Annotated in this window: 18 protein-coding genes, 2 tRNA genes and 1 rRNA gene; 7 read left to right on the top strand and 14 right to left on the bottom strand. The window is 69.7% G+C overall.

The window, feature by feature from the left end; all coding sequences use genetic code 11:
- A 16S ribosomal RNA gene (locus tag AB0I79_RS26150) occupies positions 1-69 on the bottom strand; the annotation flags it as partial.
- A gap of 583 nt (positions 70-652) precedes the next feature.
- On the opposite strand from AB0I79_RS26150, the gene AB0I79_RS26145 reads away from it, so the two are divergent.
- Complete coding sequence (locus tag AB0I79_RS26145; protein WP_357877413.1) at positions 653-1051, top strand: hypothetical protein; 399 nt, start codon at positions 653-655, stop codon at positions 1049-1051.
- A gap of 205 nt (positions 1052-1256) precedes the next feature.
- Positions 1257-1445 (top strand): hypothetical protein, encoded by a 189-nt coding sequence (locus AB0I79_RS26140; protein ID WP_357877410.1) that lies wholly within the window; start codon positions 1257-1259, stop codon positions 1443-1445.
- A 6-nt stretch (positions 1446-1451) separates the two neighbouring features.
- Here the strand turns inward: AB0I79_RS26140 and AB0I79_RS26135 are convergent, their stop codons facing one another.
- The 9 genes from AB0I79_RS26135 to AB0I79_RS26095 all read right to left on the bottom strand — a co-directional run bounded on the left by AB0I79_RS26135 (position 1452) and on the right by AB0I79_RS26095 (position 11178).
- Complete coding sequence (locus tag AB0I79_RS26135; protein WP_357877407.1) at positions 1452-2120, bottom strand: response regulator; 669 nt, start codon at positions 2118-2120, stop codon at positions 1452-1454.
- Positions 2117-4606 (bottom strand): DUF4118 domain-containing protein, encoded by a 2490-nt coding sequence (locus AB0I79_RS26130; protein WP_357877404.1) that lies wholly within the window; start codon positions 4604-4606, stop codon positions 2117-2119. The genes AB0I79_RS26135 and AB0I79_RS26130 overlap by 4 nt, the downstream gene beginning before the upstream one ends.
- A gap of 9 nt (positions 4607-4615) precedes the next feature.
- The gene (locus AB0I79_RS26125) at positions 4616-5083 is read right to left on the bottom strand and encodes a group II truncated hemoglobin (protein WP_357877401.1); all 468 of its coding nucleotides are present in this window, start codon (positions 5081-5083) and stop codon (positions 4616-4618) included.
- Between the two features lie 105 nt (positions 5084-5188).
- Positions 5189-5265: transfer RNA gene (locus AB0I79_RS26120), tRNA-Met, on the bottom strand.
- Positions 5266-5374: 109 nt separating this feature from the next.
- Positions 5375-5451 (bottom strand) — tRNA-Met (locus AB0I79_RS26115).
- Between the two features lie 56 nt (positions 5452-5507).
- Positions 5508-8474 (bottom strand): UPF0182 family protein, encoded by a 2967-nt coding sequence (locus AB0I79_RS26110; RefSeq protein ID WP_357877398.1) that lies wholly within the window; start codon positions 8472-8474, stop codon positions 5508-5510.
- Positions 8475-8603: 129 nt separating this feature from the next.
- Positions 8604-9650 carry a PDZ domain-containing protein gene (locus tag AB0I79_RS26105; protein WP_357877395.1) on the bottom strand — a complete coding sequence of 349 codons (1047 nt, stop codon included), beginning with the start codon at positions 9648-9650 and terminating at the stop codon, positions 8604-8606.
- 10 nt (positions 9651-9660) lie between these two features.
- Entirely contained in the window at positions 9661-10086 is a 426-nt protein-coding gene (locus AB0I79_RS26100) for a molybdenum cofactor biosynthesis protein MoaE (protein ID WP_357877392.1), read from the bottom strand.
- Between the two features lie 18 nt (positions 10087-10104).
- Positions 10105-11178 (bottom strand): NAD-dependent epimerase/dehydratase family protein, encoded by a 1074-nt coding sequence (locus AB0I79_RS26095; protein ID WP_357877457.1) that lies wholly within the window; start codon positions 11176-11178, stop codon positions 10105-10107.
- Positions 11179-11311: 133 nt separating this feature from the next.
- On the opposite strand from AB0I79_RS26095, the gene AB0I79_RS26090 reads away from it, so the two are divergent.
- From AB0I79_RS26090 to AB0I79_RS26080, 3 genes are read left to right on the top strand one after another with little or no spacing between them, the layout of a single operon-like run.
- Positions 11312-12520, top strand: coding sequence for a zinc-dependent metalloprotease (locus AB0I79_RS26090; protein WP_357877454.1), 1209 nt, complete (start codon positions 11312-11314; stop codon positions 12518-12520).
- A gap of 2 nt (positions 12521-12522) precedes the next feature.
- Complete coding sequence (locus AB0I79_RS26085; RefSeq protein ID WP_357877451.1) at positions 12523-13080, top strand: NUDIX domain-containing protein; 558 nt, start codon at positions 12523-12525, stop codon at positions 13078-13080.
- A gap of 33 nt (positions 13081-13113) precedes the next feature.
- Positions 13114-14100, top strand: a complete 987-nt coding sequence (locus AB0I79_RS26080; RefSeq protein ID WP_357877389.1) for an endonuclease/exonuclease/phosphatase family protein — start codon at positions 13114-13116, stop codon at positions 14098-14100.
- Here the strand turns inward: AB0I79_RS26080 and AB0I79_RS26075 are convergent.
- The 3 genes from AB0I79_RS26075 to AB0I79_RS26065 form a co-directional block, all read right to left on the bottom strand.
- A complete protein-coding gene (locus tag AB0I79_RS26075) occupies positions 14087-14671 on the bottom strand; it encodes a hypothetical protein (protein ID WP_357877386.1) in 585 nt (194 codons plus the stop codon). The genes AB0I79_RS26080 and AB0I79_RS26075 overlap by 14 nt on opposite strands.
- The gene (locus AB0I79_RS26070) at positions 14668-15183 is read right to left on the bottom strand and encodes a M48 family metallopeptidase (protein ID WP_357877383.1); all 516 of its coding nucleotides are present in this window, start codon (positions 15181-15183) and stop codon (positions 14668-14670) included. Before AB0I79_RS26070 ends, AB0I79_RS26075 begins: the two co-directional genes overlap by 4 nt.
- A gap of 67 nt (positions 15184-15250) precedes the next feature.
- Complete coding sequence (locus tag AB0I79_RS26065) at positions 15251-16162, bottom strand: enoyl-CoA hydratase-related protein (protein WP_357877380.1); 912 nt, start codon at positions 16160-16162, stop codon at positions 15251-15253.
- Between the two features lie 97 nt (positions 16163-16259).
- Here AB0I79_RS26065 and AB0I79_RS26060 point away from each other — a divergent pair, with 97 nt between their 5' ends.
- Positions 16260-18119 carry a ThiF family adenylyltransferase gene (locus tag AB0I79_RS26060; protein WP_357877377.1) on the top strand — a complete coding sequence of 620 codons (1860 nt, stop codon included), beginning with the start codon at positions 16260-16262 and terminating at the stop codon, positions 18117-18119.
- Positions 18120-18179: 60 nt separating this feature from the next.
- Entirely contained in the window at positions 18180-19514 is a 1335-nt protein-coding gene (locus AB0I79_RS26055) for an AarF/UbiB family protein (RefSeq protein ID WP_357877374.1), read from the top strand.
- Between the two features lie 1088 nt (positions 19515-20602).
- On the opposite strand, the gene AB0I79_RS26050 is transcribed toward AB0I79_RS26055, so the two are convergent.
- Positions 20603-21232 carry a TetR/AcrR family transcriptional regulator gene (locus AB0I79_RS26050; protein WP_357877371.1) on the bottom strand — a complete coding sequence of 210 codons (630 nt, stop codon included), beginning with the start codon at positions 21230-21232 and terminating at the stop codon, positions 20603-20605.
- Positions 21233-21350: the final 118 nt, after the last annotated feature.

Here is a 21350-nt window from a genome sequence, read left to right as displayed (position 1 = left end):
CCGCTCGACTTGCATGTGTTAAGCACGCCGCCAGCGTTCGTCCTGAGCCAGGATCAAACTCTCCAAACAATGTCTGGATTATTCATCCGAGCAAAATCCATCAAGAAACAATTCTTGACGAGGTGTTGCATGAAAATCATGCACTGGCTTTTAACACACTGTTGAGTTCTCAAGAAACGGACGCGTACATCCTCACCAGGCCCGCTCTCGCGGCCCCCGCTCGGAGGCGTTCATTTCGTCGTTGTGGTCTTAATTCTTCCAGCCGTTCAAGTCTCTGTCAAATTGACCCGACTTGCTCGACCTGCGGAAATTAATCCCTGCCCCCTTTCGGAGACAACCCCTCTAACTTACCAGCCCGTTCGAAGTGGTCCGAACCATCAACGGACGACCCTGAAGGTAGTGGGATTCGCCGGGTATCTCCGGGGCTCCAGGAGCCCTCTCGATCGCCCTGCGGGAAGCAACTCTAGCAGTCTGGCGCACCCACTTCGGCCCACTCAGGTAATCAGAAGGTTCTTCCCTCACCACATGACCCTCAAACCTCGCCGAGGTTCCCTGGCCCGATCCCCCTGACGCAAGCCGACGGCAAGTCATCCGCAATCGCCCCTCGGTACGAACTACCTACGAGCAGTCTGCGCTCACGGAGGTGGCCGACATGACACGGTCGGAGTTCGACGACATCCGCGCGTTCCTCGCCGACGGGGCGACTCACGCCGGAGACCTGCTGCGAGTCGCCAGGACTCTGATCGACGACCTGGAACACGCTCGCATGCGTGAGGCCGTCCTGCGTACCCACTACCTCCGCCTGCTGACGGCCGCCCGGGCGACCGTCGCGGCCGAGCTGGCGGACATGCCGGATCCCCTGGCGTTCCTGAAGCACGAGCTGGCCGAGCGCGGTCAGCTGCCGGAGGACGGCGAGGCCGTCCAGCGCATCCTGTCCGACGCTCGCACGGCGGCCGCGTTGCTCGCCTGCCTGGAGGAGATGCCGCAGCCGCGTCTCCGCGGCCCGCGGCTGCGCCGCTGCGTCGGCACCGGCCGCGCGCTTCCGCGCTGAACACCGCCCTGGGCTGAAGGCGACCCTGAGCTGAACACGACCCAGGGCCGAACCGGCCCGGCCGGGCGCTCCCCCGCTGTACACGGCCCCGGAGCCGGCCGGACACCGAGCCCACGCGTACAAACGGGACAAAGTTTCCGCCCGCTGACGTGGCGACAACTGCGGGCATACTCCCCCTTGGCAGGCCGCCTGCAAGACTCCGCATATGTGGCAGCGGGGGCTGAACTGGACGGCAATCGTCATGGTCGGAATATTCGGCCTGATGTGGGTCGGCGTCGTGGTTTACGCGGATAAAGGCTCGCCTCTCTGGATGCGCATCGTCCAGGTCGTCTTCGGGCTTCTGCTGCTGGCGTGGGCCGTACGGAAGGCCGTCCGCATGGTCGGCAAGGCGTGAGCCGCCCTACGGCTGGAACCGGTATCCCATTCCCGGCTCGGTCAGCAGGTGGACCGGATGCGCCGGGTCCCGTTCGAGCTTGCGCCGCAGTTGCGCCATGTACTGGCGCAGGTAGTGCGTCTCCTTCAGGTAGGCGTTGCCCCAGACCTCGGTCAGCAGCTGGCGCTGGCTGATCAGCTTGCCGGGATTGCGCAGCAGGATCTCCAGGAAGTGCCACTCCGTGGGCGTCAGGCGTACCCCACCGGAGATCGTCTTGCGGGCGAGGTCGATGACGTGCTCGCCCACCTGCACCGTGGCGTTGTCCTCGTCGTGCTGCGCCGTGCGGCGCGTCACGGCGCGCACCCGCGCGAGCAGCTCGTCGATGCTGAACGGCTTGGTGACGTAGTCGTCCGCGCCGGCGTCGAGCGCGTCGACCTTGTCGGTGCTGTCGGCCCGGCCCGAGAGCACGATGATCGGGATCGAGGTCCAGCCGCGCAGCCCCTGGATGACCTCCACACCGTCGAGATCGGGCAGCCCCAGGTCGAGGATGACCAGGTCCGGGTGCCACTCGGCGGCCTGGCGCAGCGCCGTTCCGCCGTCGGGGGCGACCGCGACCTCGTACTGCCTCGCCGCCAGGTTGACCCGCAGGGCGCGGAGGATCTGGGGCTCGTCGTCCACCACCAGCACGCGGGTCACGTGGCCCGCCGCAGCGAGACGGTCATGGTGAGTCCTCCTCCGGGCGTGTCCTCAGGGGTGAGCGTGCCGCCCATCGCCTCGGTCAGGCCGCGTGAGAGCGCCAGGCCGAGCCCCACGCCCGTGTGGGTGTCACGATCGCCGAGCCGCTGGAACGGCAGGAACACCCTTTCATGCGCTTCGGGCGGAATGCCGGGACCCCTGTCGATGACGCGGATCTCGACCCTGTCGCCGTGCCGACTCGCTCCCACGAGTACGGGCAGGCCGGCCGGGCTGTGGCGGACGGCGTTCGCCACCAGGTTGCCGAGCACCCGCTCCAGCAGCGCGGGGTCGGCCATGATCTCGGGTGTCCCCGGCGGGATGTCGGTCGCGAGGCGGTCGCCCAGCGGGCCGAGGTCGTCCACCGCGTGCGGCAGGACGTCCTCGATCGCCACCGGTTCGAGCGTGACGCCGAGGACCCCGGCCTGGAGGCGGCTCATGTCGAGCAGGTTGGACACCAGCCGGGTCAGCTTGATCAGCGATTCGTCGGCGGTGGCGAGCAGTTCGGCGCGGTCCTCGTCCGACCAGGTGACGTCGGTGCTGCGCAGGCTCTCCACCGCGGCCCTGGCCGAGGCGAGCGGCGTGCGCAGGTCGTGCCCCACGGCGGCGAGCAGCGCCGTACGCATCCTGTCGGCCTCGGCCAGCGGCCCGGCCCGGTCGGCGGCCTCCCGCAGCCGCTGCTGCCGCAGTGCCACCGCCGCCTCCGCCGCGAACGCCTCCAGCACCCGCCGGTCACCGGCCTCAAGCGGGCGCCCGCGCGCGGCGAGCACCAGCCGGTCGTCGATCACGACGTCGTGGTCGGCCGTGCCGGGGCTCGTGGCGGGCAGCCCGCCCGACGTCGCCACGACCCGCCATCCGCCGCCCTCGTCGAGGTCGCCCCGTTCGAGCAGGGTCACCGCCGACAGCCCGAACGTCTCGCGCATCCGGGCCAGCAGCGACGGCAGCGCCGACTCGCCGCGCAGCACGTGACCCGCCAGCGTGGACAGCACCTCGGCGTCGGCCCGCGAGCGCGCCGCCTCCCTGCTGCGCCGGGCCGCCAGGTCGACGACCGTGCTGACCATGGCCGCCACCAGCACGAAGATGGCCAGCGCGAGCACGTTCTCCGGCTCGGCGATCGACAGGGTGTGCAGCGGCGGCGTGAAGAACCAGTTGAGCAGCCCGAACCCGAGCACCGCCGCCGTGAGCGCCGGCCACATGCCGCCGGTCAGCGCGACGACCACGACCAGCAGCAGGAAGATCAGGATCTCGCTGGGCAGCGTCAGGCCCGCCGGCCGGAGCGCGGCCGCGAGCAGCGGGATCCCGAGCAGTGCCAGCGCCCAGCCGGACATCCGCCGCCTGCGCGGCAGCGCGGCCTCCGGTCTCATCCGGTAACGGGCCTTTCCCGTCGCCTCGTGCGGCACGATGTGCACGTCGATCGACCCCGCGAGCGCGGCGGTCATTCCGCCCACGCCCCGCGTGAGCGGCCGCCGTCTCCTGGACGCCCCGAGCACGAGCTGGGTGGCGTTCGCGCCGCGGGCGAACTCGAGCAGCGCCCGCGGCACGTCGTGACCGACCACCTGGTGGTACGTCCCGCCCAGGTCCTCGACGAGGGAGCGCTGGCGTACCAGGTGGGCGGGGTCCCCCCTCGTGGTCAGCCCCTCCGCGCTGGTGATGTGCACGGCGAGCAGGTCGGCGCCCTTGCCGCCGGCCGCGATGCGCGCGGCCCGCCGTACGAGGGTGTCGCCCTCCGGACCGCCCGTGAGCGCGACCACCACGCGTTCGCGGGCCTCCCAGGTGCCGGCGATCGAGTGGTCGCTGCGGTATCGGCCGAGCTGTTCGTCCACCTTGTCCGCCACCCAGAGCAGGGCGAGCTCGCGCAGAGCGGTCAGGTTGCCGACGCGGAAGTAGTTGGCGAGCGCGGCGTCGACCCGTTCAGGCCGGTAGACGTTGCCGTGGGCCAGCCGGCGGCGCAGCGCCTCGGGCGCCATGTCGACCAGCTCGATCTGGTCGGCCCTGCGCACCACCTCGTCGGGGACGGTCTCGCGCTGCGGCACGCCGGTGATCCGCTCGACGACGTCGTTCAGCGACTCCAGGTGCTGGATGTTGACCGTGGAGACGACGTCGATCCCGGCGTCGAGGATCTCCTCGACGTCCTGCCAGCGCTTGGCGTTGCGGGAGCCCGGGACGTTCGTGTGGGCGAGCTCGTCGATCAGGGCGAGCGCGGGGGCGCGCTCGATGACGGCGCCGGGGTCGAGCTCGGTGAACGTCGTGCCGCGGTAGGTCACGGTCCGCCTGGGCACCGCCTCCAGGCCGTCGAGGAGGGCGGCGGTGCGGGCGCGTCCGTGGGTCTCGACGAGGCCCACGACCACGTCCTTGCCACGGTCCCGGGCGCGCCGCGCCTCGCTCAGCATGGCGTACGTCTTGCCCACCCCGGGCGCCGCACCCAGGTAGACGCGCAGCCGCCCTCTCATTCCTCCAGGTTACGGCCGGTACGGCGGCGCGACCCCCCACCCCCACTGCGGCACCGGGGCCTCCGGTGGCGGGGTCGCTCCCGGCTGGGAGTTGTGCCTGGCCAGCCTGGTGCCCCATTCGATGTAGCCGGCGAAGGCGGCCCTGAACTCGGGGTCGTCGGGCAGGCCCACCTCGTCGGCCGCGTCCATGAGCAGATTCACCCATCTGCGGCGCTGCGGCTCGGTGATCGACTTGCCGAGGTGGTGGCGGAGCATGTGGGGGTAACCGCCGCGCTCGGTGGTGTAGCGGTCGGGGCCGCCGAAGACCTCGCTCAGCCACATCGCCACGTACTTCGGGTGGTCCGGGTCCATGTGCGCGAACAGCGGCCCGATCAGATCGTCCTTGACGACGCTGCGGTAGAACACCTCGGTCAGCCGCTCGAAAGCCTGGGTGCCGCCGGCCCATTCGAAGAGTGTCGGCACTGCCTCATCCGTCATGTAATCATGTAATCACCTGTGACGGCAGTGAACAAGGCTAGCTGTTTTCCGGGAAAACAAAAAAGTCCCCGGCCGCCGGATGAACCGGCGACCGGGGACTTTCCTTGGTAGCGGGGACAGGATTTGAACCTGCGACCTCTGGGTTATGAGCCCAGCGAGCTACCGAACTGCTCCACCCCGCGTCGGTGTGTCAGTACTTACTATACAGGCTTTCGAGTAGTGCGCGAACCGCGTATCCGCCCACTCACGCGAAAGCCCGGATCTCCGTTTCCGGAAATCCGGGCTTCGGCCTGGTAGCGGGGGCAGGATTTGAACCTGCGACCTCTGGGTTATGAGCCCAGCGAGCTACCGAACTGCTCCACCCCGCGTCGCTTGTGCCTTATTAGGCTACCGGGCGGCACGGGGTGGGCGCAAACTGAATGCGTCAGGACGTGTTCTCCGTCGGCGACGCCGTGGGCGATGCCGTCGGGGACGCCGGCGGCGAAGCACTGGGCGAGGCGGCCGGTGAGGCCGTGGGTGAGGCGGTCGGCGAGGCCGTGGGCGACGGCTGCTGTTGCGGCTGCGCGTTGGCCCCCTCCAGCGCCCGCAGCGCCTCCTCCAGCCGCTTCTGGGCGTCGCCGTAGGCGTCCCAGTCGGGCGGGCTGGCCTGCAGCGCCTTCTGCGCGTCCGAGTACGCCTTCTTGGCGTTGGCGATCGCGGAGTTCAGCGCCGAGTTGGACGTGTTGGGCTGGGCCTGTTGCTGCTGGTCGCTCGGCTGCTGTTGCTGCTGTTGCTCGCCGCCGAAGATCTCCGTGAGGGCCTCCTCCAGCGTGCGCGCAACACCGATCTTGCTGCCGAACGACACCAGCACCCGCTGCAGGATCGGGTACGGCTCCTGCCCGCCGCCTGCGGTCACCTGGACGTACACCGGCTCGATGTAGACCAGCCCGCCCGCGTACGGAAGCGTCAGGAGGTTGCCGTAACGGACCGCCGAGGCACCCACGCCGAGCAGGTTGAGCTCACCGGCGAAGCGGCTCTGGAAGGCGTTCTGCGCCTGTCCGGGACCTGGGATGGGCGTGGAGGACGGCGGCATCCGCAGGATCCGCATCCGGCCGTACTCGGGACCCGCCGTCGAGTTGACCGCCATGAACGCCGCCAGGTTGGGCCCCTGCCGGGGCACGAACGTCGTGGTCAGCGAGAACGCCGGCGTGTTGCTGCCCGGCATCGTGGTGGTCAGGTAGTAGGGCGGCTGCTTGATGTTCTTGTCGCCCTGGGTCGGGTCGCCGGGGACGTTCCACACGTCCTGGCCGCCGTAGAAGGCTCCCGGGTCCTGGATGTGGTAGCGCGACAGGGTGTAGCGCTGCACCTTGAACAGGTCTTCCGGGTACCGCACGTGCTGGCGCAGCTCGGCGCTCATCTTCGAGGCCGGGGTGACGATGCCCGGGAACGCGCTGCTCCAGGTCTTGAGCAGCGGGTCGTTGGCGTCCCACGCGTAGAGCTTGACCGTCCCGTCGTAGGCGTCGACCGTGGCCTTGACGGAGTTGCGGATGTAGTTGATCTTGTCGGTCGGCTGCTGGGCGATGACGCGGCGGTCCGTGGAGGTGTCGCGCGTCATGTCGCCGAGGCTCTGGCTCTGCGAGTACGGGTAGTCGTTGGACGTGGTGTACCCGTCGACGATCCACTGGATCCGCCCGTCGACGATCGCCGGGTAGGGGTTCCCGTCGAGCGTGAGGAAGGGCGCGACCTTCTGGACCCTGTCCCGCGGGTTGCGGACGTACAGGATCTTGGAGCTGTCGTTGATGTCGCCCGACAGGACGATGTTCGCCTCGCTGTACTTGGCGGCGTACAGGAGCCGGTTGAAGAACGAGCCGACGGGCACGCCGCCGTTGCCGGTGTAGGTGGTGTTCTTCTGGCCGGTGCCGCCCGTCTCCGGGTAGTCGAGCTCCTGCGGGTTGTTCGGGTCGCCGCCCGCGATCACGTACTCGGAGGCCGACTCGTCCTCGCCGAAGTAGATGCGGGATTCCTTGAGCTTGGTCGAGTCGACCAGCGGGCCGGTGACCGGCATGTCCTTGGCGTCGTACGCGGGCAGGCCGCTGGAGTCGACCTGGTTGCCCGGCGCGGCGACGAAGCCGTAGCCGTGCGTGTACTTCAGAACGCGGTTGATCCAGTTGTTCTGCTCGGTGGGCGGCCCGGTCAGCTCGCGCACGCCGACGATGTGGTCGACGAGCTTGCCGGTGCTGTCGGGGTAGCGGTCGACGTCGAGCGGGTCGGCGAAGCTGTAGAAGCCCCTGATCCGCTGCGTCTGCTCGTACGTCGAGCCGAGCAGCGCCGGGTCGAGCAGGCGCACGCCCGAGACGGAGGTGTCGCCGTTGGCCCGGACCTGCGCCGGGTCGGCCTGCGCGTTGTAGGTCTCGACCTCGGTCTTGTCGACGTTGTACGCCTCGCGGGTGGCCTGGATGTTGCGCTCGATGTAGGCCGCCTCCTTGCCCTGCTGGTTGGGCTTGACCTGGAACTGCTCGACCAGCGCCGGGTAGACGCCGCCGATCAGGATGGCCGAGAGCACGAGCAGGCCGAAGGAGACGCCGGGCAGCATCCCGCCGGGCCGGAACACGCCGGCGAAGAACAGCGCGGCGCAGATCAGCGCGATGATCGCGAGGATCGTCTTGGCCGGCAGCACGGCGTTGACGTCGGTGTAGGAGGCGCCGTGCACGTAGCCGCGGTCGGAGAAGACCAGGCCGAAGCGGTCGATCCAGTAGGCGACGGCCTTGAGCAGCACGAAGATGCCCAGCAGCACCGACAGGTGGACGCGGGCCGCCCTGGACGCGTGCACGCCGGGCGACTGCAGGCGGAAGCCGCCGTACAGGTAGTGCGTGATCGCCGCCAGGACGATCGAGATGATCACGGCGGTGAACAGGAAGTTCAGCACCATCCGGATGAACGGGTAGTCGAACATGAAGAACGAGATGTCCATCCCGAACAACTTGTCCGTCTTGCCGAACGATGCGCCGTTGCTGAACTCCAGCCACGTCTTCCACTGGCCCGCGAACGAGGAGCCGGAGAAGATGGCCAGCAACCCCATGCCGACAATGAAGATCAGCTTTCGGTGGGGATCGAGCGCCATGCGATAGCGGTCGGCGCCGCTGCCGCCACCGAAGATCGCCGGCCCGAACATCGGGCGCGTCTTGAACGCCAGCAGCATGTTGCCGCCGGCGATGCCGACCATGAGCACCGCTCCGACAAGGAACAGCACGATTTGAGTCAGCACCATACCGCTGAAGACCGACGTGAAGCCGGTCGAGTCGTACCACAGGTAGTCGGTATAAATGCCCGAGAAAAGGAAGAACAGCGCCACGATCGCCACGAGAGCGATCGCCACAGGCAGAAGCAGTCGCGGTCGGCGGGGCAAGCGCATCGCCCTGCCGGCTCCTGGGGTCCGGAAGCTCAAGGCCAACCCCTCGTCGTAATGAAAAAACGGTCCGTGACTGGCAACCTACACCGCTGTGCCAGCCCTACGACTAACGCACGGCGCTCGCCAGAAGTTTCATCCGGTCTCGCACGAAGGCACCTGGCCCTTGCCGGTGCGCAGCGCGTCGAGCGCCAGCACCGCCTGGTGCAACGTGTCGGCCCTGACCAGCCGCAGGCCGTCAGGCGCGGCCTGCAAGGCCTCCGCGCAGTTGCCGGGAGGTGTCAGGAAGATCGTGGCGCCGGCGTCCTGGGCGCCGATCATCTTCTGCGCGATGCCGCCGATCGCGCCCACCTCGCCCGTCGGCACGATGGTGCCGGTGCCTGCGATCTTCTTGCCGCCGGTCAGCTCGCCGGGCGTCAGCTTGTCGAGTATGCCGAGCGAGAACATCAGCCCGGCGCTCGGCCCGCCGACGTCGCCCACGCTGATGTCCACGTCGAACGGGAACTTGAACTTGGGCCCCATCGTCAGGCCGACGATGGTCTGCCCCTTGGGGCCGGCCACGGTCTGCAGGGTGACGTCGAGCTTCTCCTCGCCACGCACGATGCCGAGCACCACGCTCTCGCCCGGCTTGTGCGCCTTGACCGCCTTCTGGACGGCCGCGGAGTCCTTGGTCGGCTTGCCGTCGACGGAGGCGATCTCGTCGTCCTTCTGCACCTTGCCGTCGGCGGGCTTGCCCTTCTCCGTGGACAGCACTCCCACGCCCACGGTGTAAGGGATCTTGAGCTCGGTCAGCGCGGCGGCGGTCGCGGCGTCCTGCGAGTTCGTCATCTCGACGACGTTCTCCTCCTCGACCTCCTCGGCGTTGCGGCCGGGGGCGAAGATGGTCTCCTGCGGGACCACCGCCACCGTCGGGTCGAGCCAGCCGCGCAGGGCGGTCAGCAGGTCGATCTGGGCGGCGGGGCCGCCCTGGTAGGCCACCGTGACCAGGCTCAGCGCGCCGGTGGTCGGGTAGGTCTGCCTGCCCTTGATCGAGATCACGGGCTTCTTGTCGACCTCGCCGATCGTGTTCTCCGTCGGGCCCGGGCTCAGCACGACGTACGGAACCGGGCGGAACGCGCCGATCACCCCGAGCGCGAGCACGAGGAATCCCGCGAGCAGGAGGGTCAGGGCGCGTCGTGACATGTCGATGAGCTTATTCGCCGGCGCCGACCCACTCGGTCTCGCCGTCGGCGAACACCTGGTGCTTCCAGATGGGGACCTCCGCCTTGAGGTCGTCGATCAGGCGGCGGGCCGCCCTGAACGCCTCGTCCCTGTGCGGCGCGGCCACCGCGACGATCACGGCGGCGTCGCCCAGCTCCAGATCGCCCACCCGGTGCACGGCGGCGATCGCCGTCACCGGGAAGTCGGCCGCCACCTTCTCGGCGACCTGCCGGAGCTCGGCCTCCGCCGAGGGGTGAGCCGAGTAGGAGAGCTTGGTGACCGGCTTTCCGTGGTCCTGCTCACGGACGGTGCCCACGAAGAACGCGGTGCCGCCCGCGGCGTGATCGGCCACGGCTGCCAGCACCTCGTCGACGGAGAGCGAGGTGTCGCGAATGCCGAGCAAGCGGATGACGTCCACGAGAAAGACTCTAACCGTTCATCCGCGCCGCTTCTTACGGACTTGACGGACGATCGCGGCGGTGCCGATCACGGCCACGGTGGCACCCGCGGCGGTGAGCGTGGCCTCCTTGACGGGCAGGCGCCTGCCGACCACGGTCGTACGGTTCTCCCGCAGCTCCAGGAGCTGCTCGAAGGCGGCCTCGTTCGTCCACGACGGCTTCCAGCCGGCCGCCCGCAGCGCCGCGCAGTCGACCACCCACGGGTAGACGACGTAGTGCAGATCGGTCGCGGGGGCCGGGGTGATGCCGAGGCGGTGCAGGCGCTGGGCCGTGCCGAACGTCAGGCCCGCCGGCAGCTCCAGGCTGCGGATGCCGGACAGCTCCTCGACCTGTTCCTGATCCAGCCAGCCGTCGGAGCCGACCGCCACCACGCCGCTGACCAGGCCGCGCGCCGCCAGCTCCAGCGCCGAGACCAGGTCGTCGATGTGGCAGAACTGCCAGTGCGGGCTGCAGCCCTTCACGGTCAGCAGCCTGGGCGACTCGAAGTGGCGGGTGATCACCGTGTCGACGCCCGGGCCGACGACCGCGGCCGGGCGCAGCACGGTCACCTCCAGGCCGGGATGGCTGCGCAGCGACCGGCGCACCAGCGACTCGATCTCCAGGAAGTCGCCGACGACGCCGGTGTCTGGCTCGGCCGCCACGGGGGCGTCCTCGGGCAGCGGCACCTCGTTCTCGGGCGCGGCGCCGTACACCATCGCGCTCGTGACCAGCACCACCCTGCGCACCCGCGCGGCGGCGCAGGCCGTCAGGACGGTCTGGGCGGCGCGCAGGTTGTACGCCCGCCGCTCGGCGGGGTCGGAGTCGACGGCGTAGTCACCGGCCAGATGGACCAGGACGTCGATGTCGGAGATCCGGTTCGCCAAGAGCGGATCTCGTACGTCGATCACTCTCCACGTGGCTTCCTGGACGTCTCCGCGTTCCTCGTCGATGGCCACCACTCTGCGGAAATCCGCGGAGGTCACGAGTTTCGCGAGCACCTCGCGGCCGAGGCCGGAGGCCGCCCCCGTTACGGCGACGACGGGTTGACGCGGGCGTTTCGAGGTAGGCACCAGGTCCTCACTTTGCACTGATCCGCCGTCGGACGACTAACGTGGCGGATGTGGATTCCTCCTCCATCCTGCATGAGGTAGACCGGTGACTGACCTGCCAGGTCGCGAAAACGACCCCAACGAGAACCCGTTCGCCATGTTCGGCAACCCTGAGCAGATGGCTCAGGCGATGCGCCAGTTCGCCGACATGTTGTCGGCGCCACAGGGCTCCGGCCCTGTCAACTGGGACATGGCGAAGAACATCGCCAGGCACGCCGTGGTCGCCGAGGGCGACCCGAGCGTCATGGAAGGCGAGCGCCGCCAGATCGTCGAGGCGCTCAGCCTGGCCGACCTCTGGCTGAACGAGGCGACGACGCTGCCGAGCGGCGTGTCGACCCCGCAGGCCTGGAGCCGATCCGAGTGGATCGAGAACACCATCCCGATTTGGCGAAAGCTTTGCGAGCCGATCGCGGAGCGCATGGTCGACACCATGGGCGGCGCGCTCGGCGGCTCGGGGCTGCCCCCCGAGGCCCAGCAGATGGCCGGGCCGCTGATGGGCATGCTGAAGCAGATGGGCGGCATGATGGTCGGCCAGCAGATCGGGCAGGCGCTCGGCTCGCTGGCCCGCGAGGTCGTCGGCACGACCGACATCGGCCTGCCGCTCTCCGACACGGCCGCGCTGCTGCCCGGCGGCATCGCGCACTTCAGCGAGGGCCTCGAGGTCCCGGCCGACGAGATCAGGCTCTACCTGGCGCTGCGCGAGGCCGCGCACCACCGGCTCTTCCAGCACGTCCCGTGGCTGCGCTCCCACCTGCTGGGCGCGGTGGAGGAGTACGCCAAGGGCATCACGGTCGACACCTCCGCTCTCGAAGAGCAGATCCGCGGGCTCGACATCAACAACCCCCAGGCCATCCAGGAGGCGCTGAGCGGGGGCAACCTGCTCAAGCCCGAGGAGACCGAGCGGCAGAAGGCCGCCCTGGCCCGGCTGGAGACGATGCTCGCCCTGGTCGAGGGGTGGGTCGCCACCGTGGTCGACAAGGCCGCGCAGGGCAAGCTGCCCTCCGCCGTCGCCCTCGGCGAGACCGTACGCCGCCGCCGGGCCACCGGCGGGCCGGCCGAGCTCACGTTCGGCACCCTGGTCGGGCTGGAGCTGCGGCCCAGGCGGCTGCGCGAGGCCGCCGCCCTGTGGCGGGCGCTGGAGAGCGCGCGCGGGCTCGACGGGCGCGACGCGCTGTGGGGTCACCCCGACCTCATGCCGACGGCCGAGGACCTCGACGACCCCGACGCGTTCGTACGCGGCGAGGCGGCGTGGGACATCTCACAGCTCGACAAGGGTCCCGACGACGACAAGGGCGACGAGGGTTGAGCCTGCTGCACGACGACGCGGTGGAGGTGCTGTCCGCCTGGACCGCGCCGACACCTGAGGAAGAGGCGCTGCGCGTCGAGTTCCTCGAGCACCTGCGGGCGCACGACGACGCGATGCTGCGCGAGTGCGTGCCCGGGCACCTGACGGCGACCACGGCCGTGCTGTCGCACGACGGCGCCAAGGTGCTGCTCACGCTGCACCCGAAGGCCAAGATGTGGCTGCCGATGGGCGGACACTGCGAGATCTCCGACACGTCACTCGCTGCGGCCGCGCTGCGGGAGGCGTGGGAGGAGTCGGGGATCTCCGGGCTGGAGCTGCTGCCGGGGCCGCTCGCGGTGGACAGGCACGTCGTGTGGTGCCATCCGCCGCACAGCTGGCACCTCGACGTCGAGTACGCGGCCGTGGCGCCTGCCGGGGCCGAGGCCGTGATGAGCGATGAGTCGCTCGACCTGCGCTGGTTCCCCGTGGACGAGATCCCCGAGCTGTCCGACGAGGCGACGCGGAGATTGGCCGCACGCGGACAAGCCGCGCTCGGCTCGGGTTCGCGCCTGCTTGGCTAGAGTCCACTTGCGTCGTTCCAAGAGGGGGCCTGCGTGGAGACTTCTGCCGTCGGCGGCACGATCGTGACACCCGTACGCAAGCGCAGGAAGTTTCCGGCAACGGCGCTGACCTGGGTCGCGGTCAGCCCGTTCGCCGCCTGGGCGGTGGCCAGGGTGGCCGGGCTGGAGCGGGGGTCGCTGCCCACGCAGCTCATGACCGCGACACCGTACGCCGCGGCGGGCTCGCTCGTCCCCCTCCTGATCGCGGCGGCCGGGCGCAGGCGGGCCGCGACCGTCGTCGCGCTGCTGTCGGCCACGGCGCTCGGCTTCAGCGTGCTGCCCAGGGCGCTGGGCAGCGCCGAGGCGACCACCGGCAGGCCGTTCAGGGTCATGACGATCAACATGCTGTTCGGCAGGGCCGACATCGCGACGATCATGAAGCTGGTGCGGGAGTTCCGGCCCGACGTGCTGAGCACGCAGGAGCTGACCCCTGGCGCGGTCGCCGACCTCGACGCGGCGGGGCTCAAGGACGTCATGTCGCACCGCGTGCTGCAGGACGAGTGGAGCGCCGGCGGCAGCGGGATCTACTCCAGGCATCCGGTCGAGGCGCTCTGGAACGTCATGCCGCCCGTCGGGCACCAGATGCCCGCGGCGACGATCTCGCTGCCGGGCGGCAAGCCGATCGAGTTCATCGACGCGCACCCGTTCCCGCCGCTGGGGCCGCACGTCAGTGACTGGAACGCGGCGCTCGCGGCCTTCCCCTCGGCCTCCCCCGACCGGATCAGGATCATCGCGGGCGACTTCAACGCCTCGCTCGACCACGCCGCCATGCGGGGGCTGCTGTCACGGGGTTACAAGGACGCGGCCGATCAGGTGGGGGCCGGGCTGATCCCCACGTGGCCGGCGAACAAGCGGGTGCCGCCGCTCATCACGATCGATCACGTGCTGGTGGATCAGCGGGTCGGGGTGCGCGAGGTCAGCGTGCGCGACGTGCCGGGCACCGACCACCGGGCCGTGCTGGCCGAGCTCATCGTGCCCTGACCAGGGCCCTGGTGTTGTCCCAGCCTTCGAGGCCGGGGTCGAGGCGCTCGACGTCCTGGGGCGTGCGCAGGCGGTGCCAGCCCGGGGTGGTGGCGACCCTGCGCGGGCCTGGCGCCTGGGCGCGCAGCTCCTTGACCACGTCGTGCGCGTCGAGGTCGGGGTCCGCCCAGGCAGGTACCGGGAGCGCGCAGGCCATGGCCACGGCGCCGCCGTTCTCCGCCGGGCAGATCGTGATCTCCGCCCTGCCGAGCTCCCTGAACAGCTTGCCGATGAGCAGGGGCGGCATGTCGGGGGCGTCGGCGCTGACGACGGCGGCCTGATCGGCGTCGAGGCGGGTGAGGATGTGCCTGAGCGGCTCGTCCTCGGCGATGGTGATCACCTCGGTGCCGGGCCAGACGATGGTGTCAAGGCCGGGGACGCTGGTGATCAGGACAGGGGTGACGAGCTCCAGGCCCGCGACGATCTCGTACGTGTCCTCCGCCACCGCCTCCAGGAAGTCTCCCGGATCGACGCCGGGGGGCGCGGCCTGCGCCATGCTCTGTCGTACCAGGACCGCGGCGATGCGCGTCAACACTCCTCCGGTGCCATGTGGGCCGCGGCGGAGAATCCCTCCAGGAACCCGCGGGCCCGCTCCGCCTTCGGATACTGTTCTACCAGCGCCCAGAACTTGGCCCCGTGGCTGGGCACCAGCAGGTGCACGAGCTCGTGGATGATCACGTAGTTGATGACCCATTCGGGCAGGCCCTTGAGCCTGGTGGAGATGCGGATCGTGCCGGTCTCGGGGGTGCACGAGCCCCACCGGTGCTGCTGGTTGTCGACCCAGCGCACGCTGACGGGGTCGGGCTCGCCGTTCAGGTACTTCGCCGACAGCTCCTTGGCCCGCTCCAGCAGCGCCTCGTCGGTCGGCCTTCGTCGGCGCTCCTTGGCGGCCAGCCGATCCAGCATCCGGCTCACCCATTCATCCGCGTCTTCGCCGCTCAGCCAGGCGGGCAGGAGCACGATCGTCTTGTCGCCGTCGCGGTATGCGGACACCGTACGCCGGCGACGAGAACTGCGACGAACCTCGACTGTCTCGGGGGGCACATATGCACGGTAGCCGAGACTCGCGAAATTCCACAGAGGGTGGACGTTGTTTCTGCTGGTCAGATGATTAAGAGCCGGTGAATTTGGGCATGCGCCTTTCCCGATGCGCGGACAGGCCCTCGATCATGTCGGCGGAGGCCATGGTCACGGGCTGGGCCAAGGATTCCCACCTCAGAGCGGCTTCCAGGTCTTGATGGCCTTGGCCGAGGGCTACTTTGGTGAGCCTCGTGGCAATGGGAGCGTTCTGGGCGATCTTCGTGGCGATGCCGGTCACTTCCGACATTAGGTCATTTTTGGGGAAACTTTGATTTACTAGGCCTTTATCTGCCGCTTCCTTCCCGGACACAGTGCGGCCCGCCAGCAGCATCTCGCGGGCCAGACCCGGCGCCCTCCTCGGCAGCAGGTACGTGGCCGCCATGCCCGGGTGCAGGCCCAGGGACGTGAACGGGGCCAGCAGCTTGGCGTCGTCGGCGGCGTACACGAGGTCGCAGGCCAGCGCCACGCACAGGCCCGCTCCCACCGCCGGGCCGTTGACGGCGGCGACGGTGGGGATCTCGAGCTCCGTGATCATCAACCAGGTGCGGTAGAAGGCCAGCATGCGCTCGCGCAGCGGGGGCACGGCCTCGGCGCCACGCTCGCCGATCCACGACAGGTCGCCGCCGGAGGAGAAGGCGGTTCCCGCGCCCGTGACGATCAGGCAGCGGGCGTCCCGGTCGGTGGCCAGGCCGGTCATGGTCTCGCGCCATTCGGCCGTCATGGTGTCGGTCATGGCGTTGCGCATGTCGGGGCGGTTGAGGGTGATCAGTACGACTCCGTCGTCTTTGCGATCAACTGAGAGCTCGTTCATGCGGGGAAGCGTAACGTGGACTCCTTCGCCTTCACCTTCGCCGGACGCGGAGTTGACGATCAATGGTCCGGTAATCACGTCGGCGACCGCTGATTCCCCATATGACCGGGTGGATCCGTCCTCGCTGATCATTACTCCGTCCACAGGGGCGAGCCTCGTTTCCGAAGTTATCCACAGCCGCCGCGGAACCCGCTCGGGATCTTGCTCGGGCATGGAAGCCTTTCCCGCCATGAGGCCACGTGTGAAGCCCACCCTGCGGCACATCCTCCGCGACGAGCGCACCCTGCAACTCGGCACGCATCCCCTCCGCGCGGTCATGCTGAGCGGCCTGACCCAACCCGTCCGGGAGTGGGTCGAGGGCCTCGACGGCACCCGCGACCTGGAGACCGTCCTGCGCGAGGCGGCCCTCGCGGGTCTTGACGAGTTCCGCGCCCGTTCCCTGCTCGACCAGCTCGCCGCCCAGGGCGCGCTCCACGACGCCGCCACCGGCCCTGGCTCCCTCCGCGACCTCCCCCTGGCGGAGCGAGACCGTCTCAGACCCGAGCTCAACGCCCTCGATCTCGGCTCCACCGCCCCCGACGGCATGATCGCCCTCTTCGAGCGCCGCAGGAGGTCACGCGTGCGGGTCTACGGCGCCGGCCGCATCGGGGCCCAGGTCGTCGCCCTGCTCGCCGCCGCCGGCGTGGGCCACATCCGGGTCCTCGACCCGGACGAGACGCGGCCGCAGGACATCACCCCTGGCGGCCTCACCTGGGCGGAGGTGGGCATGCCCCGCGAGGCCGGCGCCGTGGCGGTCGCCAGACGGCTCACGTCGGCCGGCCTGCCGCCCCTGGAGACCGACGAGCCCACCGCGGCCGAGTACAGGGAGGCCCTCGACGCGGCCGGCGTCCTGCCTGACCCCCTCCCCAACCCCACTGACGGCCCCGACACGCCCGGCTCTCCCCGGACCTCCACACCCCTCCGTCCCACCCGGACCAACAGCAGGCCATCCACCAGAGCCACGGGAACGGCCACGACCAGCGCCACACCTCCCCGGCCCACCTCCCTCCCACGCGCCACCGGTGGCGATGCCCGCACCAGCACCCCTCCACGACGCGACGCGGGCAACGGCAGCACCAGCACCAGCACCAGCACCGCGCCAGGCAATGCGGGCACCGGCACTCCTTCGCGCGATACGGGCACCGGAGCCTCCTCCAGCCCTCAGGCCGCCACGTCGCCGCGGCCGCGGAGCACCGGGACCGTTCCCCCACCAAGCGCGCGCGCTGGCACCCCTCCGCAAAACGCGGGCGGCGCCTCCAGCGCCCAGCCCGCCGGCTTGGCCGCGCGGCCGGGCACAGGCGCCACGTCCCCACGAAGCGCCCGAACAGCATCCGCACAAAACGCGCGCACGGCATCCACACAAAGCGCCCGCACGGCATCCACACAGAGCGCCCGCACCACTGCTCCTCCACGCGACACCAGCGGCACCCGCCCTGCCAGCCCTTCACGTCATGCCGGCAGAGGTGTCCCCTCCAGCGCCCAGTCCGCCGAACAGCGTGGGGAGAGGGAGCGGGGCGGGGTGGAGGAGCGGTGCCGGCCGACCGTCAAGGCGGTGGCCGGTGGGTCGTTTCTCGGGGACAAGTCGGACCGGCCCGACCTCGTCATCCTGGCCCCGGTCGGCCCGCTGGACATGTTGCTGGTCAACGACCTCGACTCCCTGCGCATCCCTCACCTCCTGGCGTCCGCCTTCGAAGGGCACGGGACCGTGGGCCCGCTGGTCCTGCCGGGCGACACGGCGTGCCTGCACTGTCTCGATCTGACGCGGCGCGATCGCGACCCGTACTGGCCGATCGTCACGGCCCGGCTGGGCGGGTATCCGCCGGGCGAGATCGCCTGTGACGTCGCCCTCGCGACCGTCGTCGCGGCGCAGGTGGTAGGCCATGCGCTTGCCTTTCTCGACGGCAAGGAGCCCGCTGTGACCAACGGCACAATGGACGTAACCCCTGATTGGCGCTGGAAAAGGCGCTCCTGGAAGGCCCACCCCCAATGTCGTTGTATGCGAAACAATCCATATTCGCTAAGAATGGTCATGGCACCTGACCGCGACTGACGTGCTCAGAACGACCACGAAGGGGGGAAGCGGTATCTCGCAGAGGTTCCGCGCATCAGTGTGAGCGATCTTCCGCGCCGTGCTGTCACGCGTTCGGCCAAACTGGCCACCCTTCCACTCAGCTTCGCCGGTCGCGCCGCCCTTGGCCTGGGCAAGCGCATCGGGGGCAAGTCTGCGGAAATGGTGGCCCAGGAGGTCCAGCAGCGCACCGCCGAGCAGGTCTTCAAGGTGCTCGGCGAGCTCAAGGGCGGCGCCATGAAGCTGGGGCAGGCGCTGTCCATCTTCGAGGCGGCGCTGCCGCAGGAGATCGCCGGCCCCTATCGCGCCACGCTGACCAAGCTCCAGGAGTCCGCCCCGCCGCTGCCCGTGTCGACGGTGCACAAGGTTCTGGCGCAGCAGCTGGGTGACGGCTGGCGGGAGCACTTCCTGTCGTTCGACGACCAGCCGACGGCGGCGGCCTCGATCGGCCAGGTGCACAAGGCCGTGTGGCACGACGGCAGGGAGGTGGCCGTCAAGATCCAGTATCCGGGGGCGGGCAAGGCCCTGCTCGGCGACTTCTCCCAGCTCGCCCGGCTGGGCAAGCTGTTCGGCGCGCTGCTTCCGGGGCTCGACATGAAGGCCCTGCTGAGCGAGCTGCGCGAGCGGATCGCGGAGGAGCTCGACTACCTGCGGGAGGCCGAGGCCCAGCACGCCTTCGCCCTCGAGTTCCACGAGGATCCCGACTTCCACGTCCCCGACGTGGTGGCCGCCAACGAGATGGTGCTGGTCACCGAGTGGATGGAAGGCACGCCGCTGTCGCGCATCATCTCCGACGGCACCAAGGAGCAGCGCGACCACGCCGGCCTGCTCTTCGTGCGTTTCCTTTTCTGCTCCCCCGCCCGGGTGGGCATGCTCCACGCAGACCCGCACCCCGGCAACTTCCGCATGCTCGCCAACGGCAAGCTGGGCGTGCTCGACTTCGGCGCTGTCAACCGGCTGCCCGGCGGCTATCCCAAGGCCTTCGGCCAGCTCACCCGCATCTTCAATCAGGGCGACATGGAGACCGTCATGGCGGGCCTGCGCGAGGAGGGGTTCATCCGCCAGGACTTCGAGATCGACCCCGACGCGCTGCGTGCCTTCCTCGCCCCGTACGTGGAGCCGACGGCGGTGGAGGAGTTCACGTTCAGCCGGGAGTGGCTCCAGGCTCAGGCGGCCAGCGTCGCCGACCTCCGCCCCACCAACGTGGTCCGGCAGCTCAACCTGCCACCGTCGTACGTCCTCATCCACCGCGTCCACGCGGCGGGCGTCGGTGTGCTCTGCCAGCTCGGCACCACGGCGCGCTTCCGGGACGAGGTGATCCGCTGGGTGCCAGGCTTCGCCGACGACCCAGACGACCAGCCACTGCCGATCGGCTGACAAGCCAAGTGGCGCCCCGGCCGAACGGCCAACCCAGCCAAGCGGCCGAACGGCCAAGCGGGCTGGGCGGCCAAGCGGGCTGGGCGGCTGAACGCCTGAGCGGCCGAGCGGCGGCCGAGCGGCGGCCGAGCGACCGAACGACTGAACACCTGAGCGGGCCGAGCGACTGAACGGCTGAACACCTGAGCGGGCCGAGCGACTGAACGGCTGAACGGCTGAACGCCGCCCTGAGCGGCCGAGCGGCCGAGCGGCCGAGCGGCTGAACAACGATCGGCCCCCGCCCGCTGCGCGGATGGACAAACGGTCGACACCTGCTCGCTGCGCAGCCGGACAAACGGTCAACACCTCGCCCACCGAGTGGGTGGGCACCGGCCGGCCCCCTCACGCTGCACGACCAGCAGCACCCCGTCCAACGAACGAGTGGGCACCGGTCGGCACCCGCGCGCTGGGCGGCCGGACAACCGGTCGACGTCCGCCTGCTGAGCGAGTCGGCACCGACCGGCACCCGTACGTTGGGCAGCGGCGTGCGGGGAAACTCGGCGGCAGGGCCGGAGTTGGTGGAAGGTACTGTTGAGCGACAACTACACTGTGTAATTATACGCGTGCAAACCGTTACTCTCTCTTGGGAGGATGCAGATGCACCGATCCGCGCGCCTGTTGACGGCCGCTGCCCTGATCACCGTAGGGGTGTTCGCGACCTCCCCCGCTGCGAGCGCCGTCGTGGACCCGGTCCGCGCCGGGGAGTGCCTGGCCTCTCGTGCGGGTGAGGTGACGACCACGGTTGATCCGTCCCTCAAGGGCGTGCCTGTCGAGCTGAGCGCTGTGCGTTGTCTCACTTCTCCCTGAGTGCATGACGCCGTCATGGAGTGCGCGCTCTCGTGGTTCCTGTCGTGATCGCGAGTCGGCCGCACGCGTGATCGGCGGTTTGGCAGAGCTGTTCGCCGGCAGCGTCCCCATCAGGCTTTCGATCTTCCGCACGGGCCTCATGGGTGACAGGCGGTGGGCGGCTCGTTGGCTGGCTGGTAGGGCTCACGCTCGCACGTGTCCTACCAGCCAGCGCATTTTTCGCCGGCCGAGCTCGCCCTTGATCAGGTGAGGCCGGCGAGCAGGGCCCGGATGCCGTCGGTGAGGACGCGCTCGCCTTCCTCCGGCGAGTTCAGGAACCAGCCGGGCAGCGGGGTGCGGAGCGAGCAGGTGAGCTCGATGCTGACGAGGCCGTGGATCGTGGTCCACACGAGGTAGGCCGAGCGCTCCGGGTTCGAGGATCGGACGAGACCGGCTTGGGTGGCCGCCGTGGTGGCCTCGACGAGCAGGCCGAAGCAGCGGCGGAGAGCGTCGGTGCGTTGTTCCGGTGAAGGGTCGAAGTCGGGGAGCGGGCGCTCGAACATCAGCGCGTACAGGGCCGGGTCGGTCAGGGCGAACCGCCTGTAGCCGTACGCCACCGCCATGATCCTGGCCAGCGGGTCCGCGTGGCCGTTCAGGGAGCTGGTCATCGCCTCGTGGAGGAGGTGGGAGCCGTGCTCGTAGATGGCCTCCAGCAGGCCGGCTCGGCCGCCGAAGCAGGTGTAGATGCCCATGGTGGAGGTGGCGGCGGCGTCCGCGACGCGGCGGAGGGTCAGGTGGGGCGCGCCTTGTTCGCGCAGGATGCGCATGGCCGCGTCCAGGAGGTCCTGGCGCAGTGCGCCGAGTTCTTTCGGGGTGCTTACGGCTCTCGGCACCCTCTCACCATAGCGGGCGATAACGCGCATCATAACGAGCGTTATCGCCTAATGGACCGGGTGCGAAGTGGCTGGTGCCGGAGGGCGGACTTCCAGGATCGAGGGAAGGGGATTCGTC

The sequence above is a fragment of the Nonomuraea sp. NPDC050202 genome (assembly GCF_040656115.1).
Classification (GTDB): domain Bacteria; phylum Actinomycetota; class Actinomycetes; order Streptosporangiales; family Streptosporangiaceae; genus Nonomuraea.
This window is presented reverse-complemented; position numbering and strand designations above follow the sequence as displayed.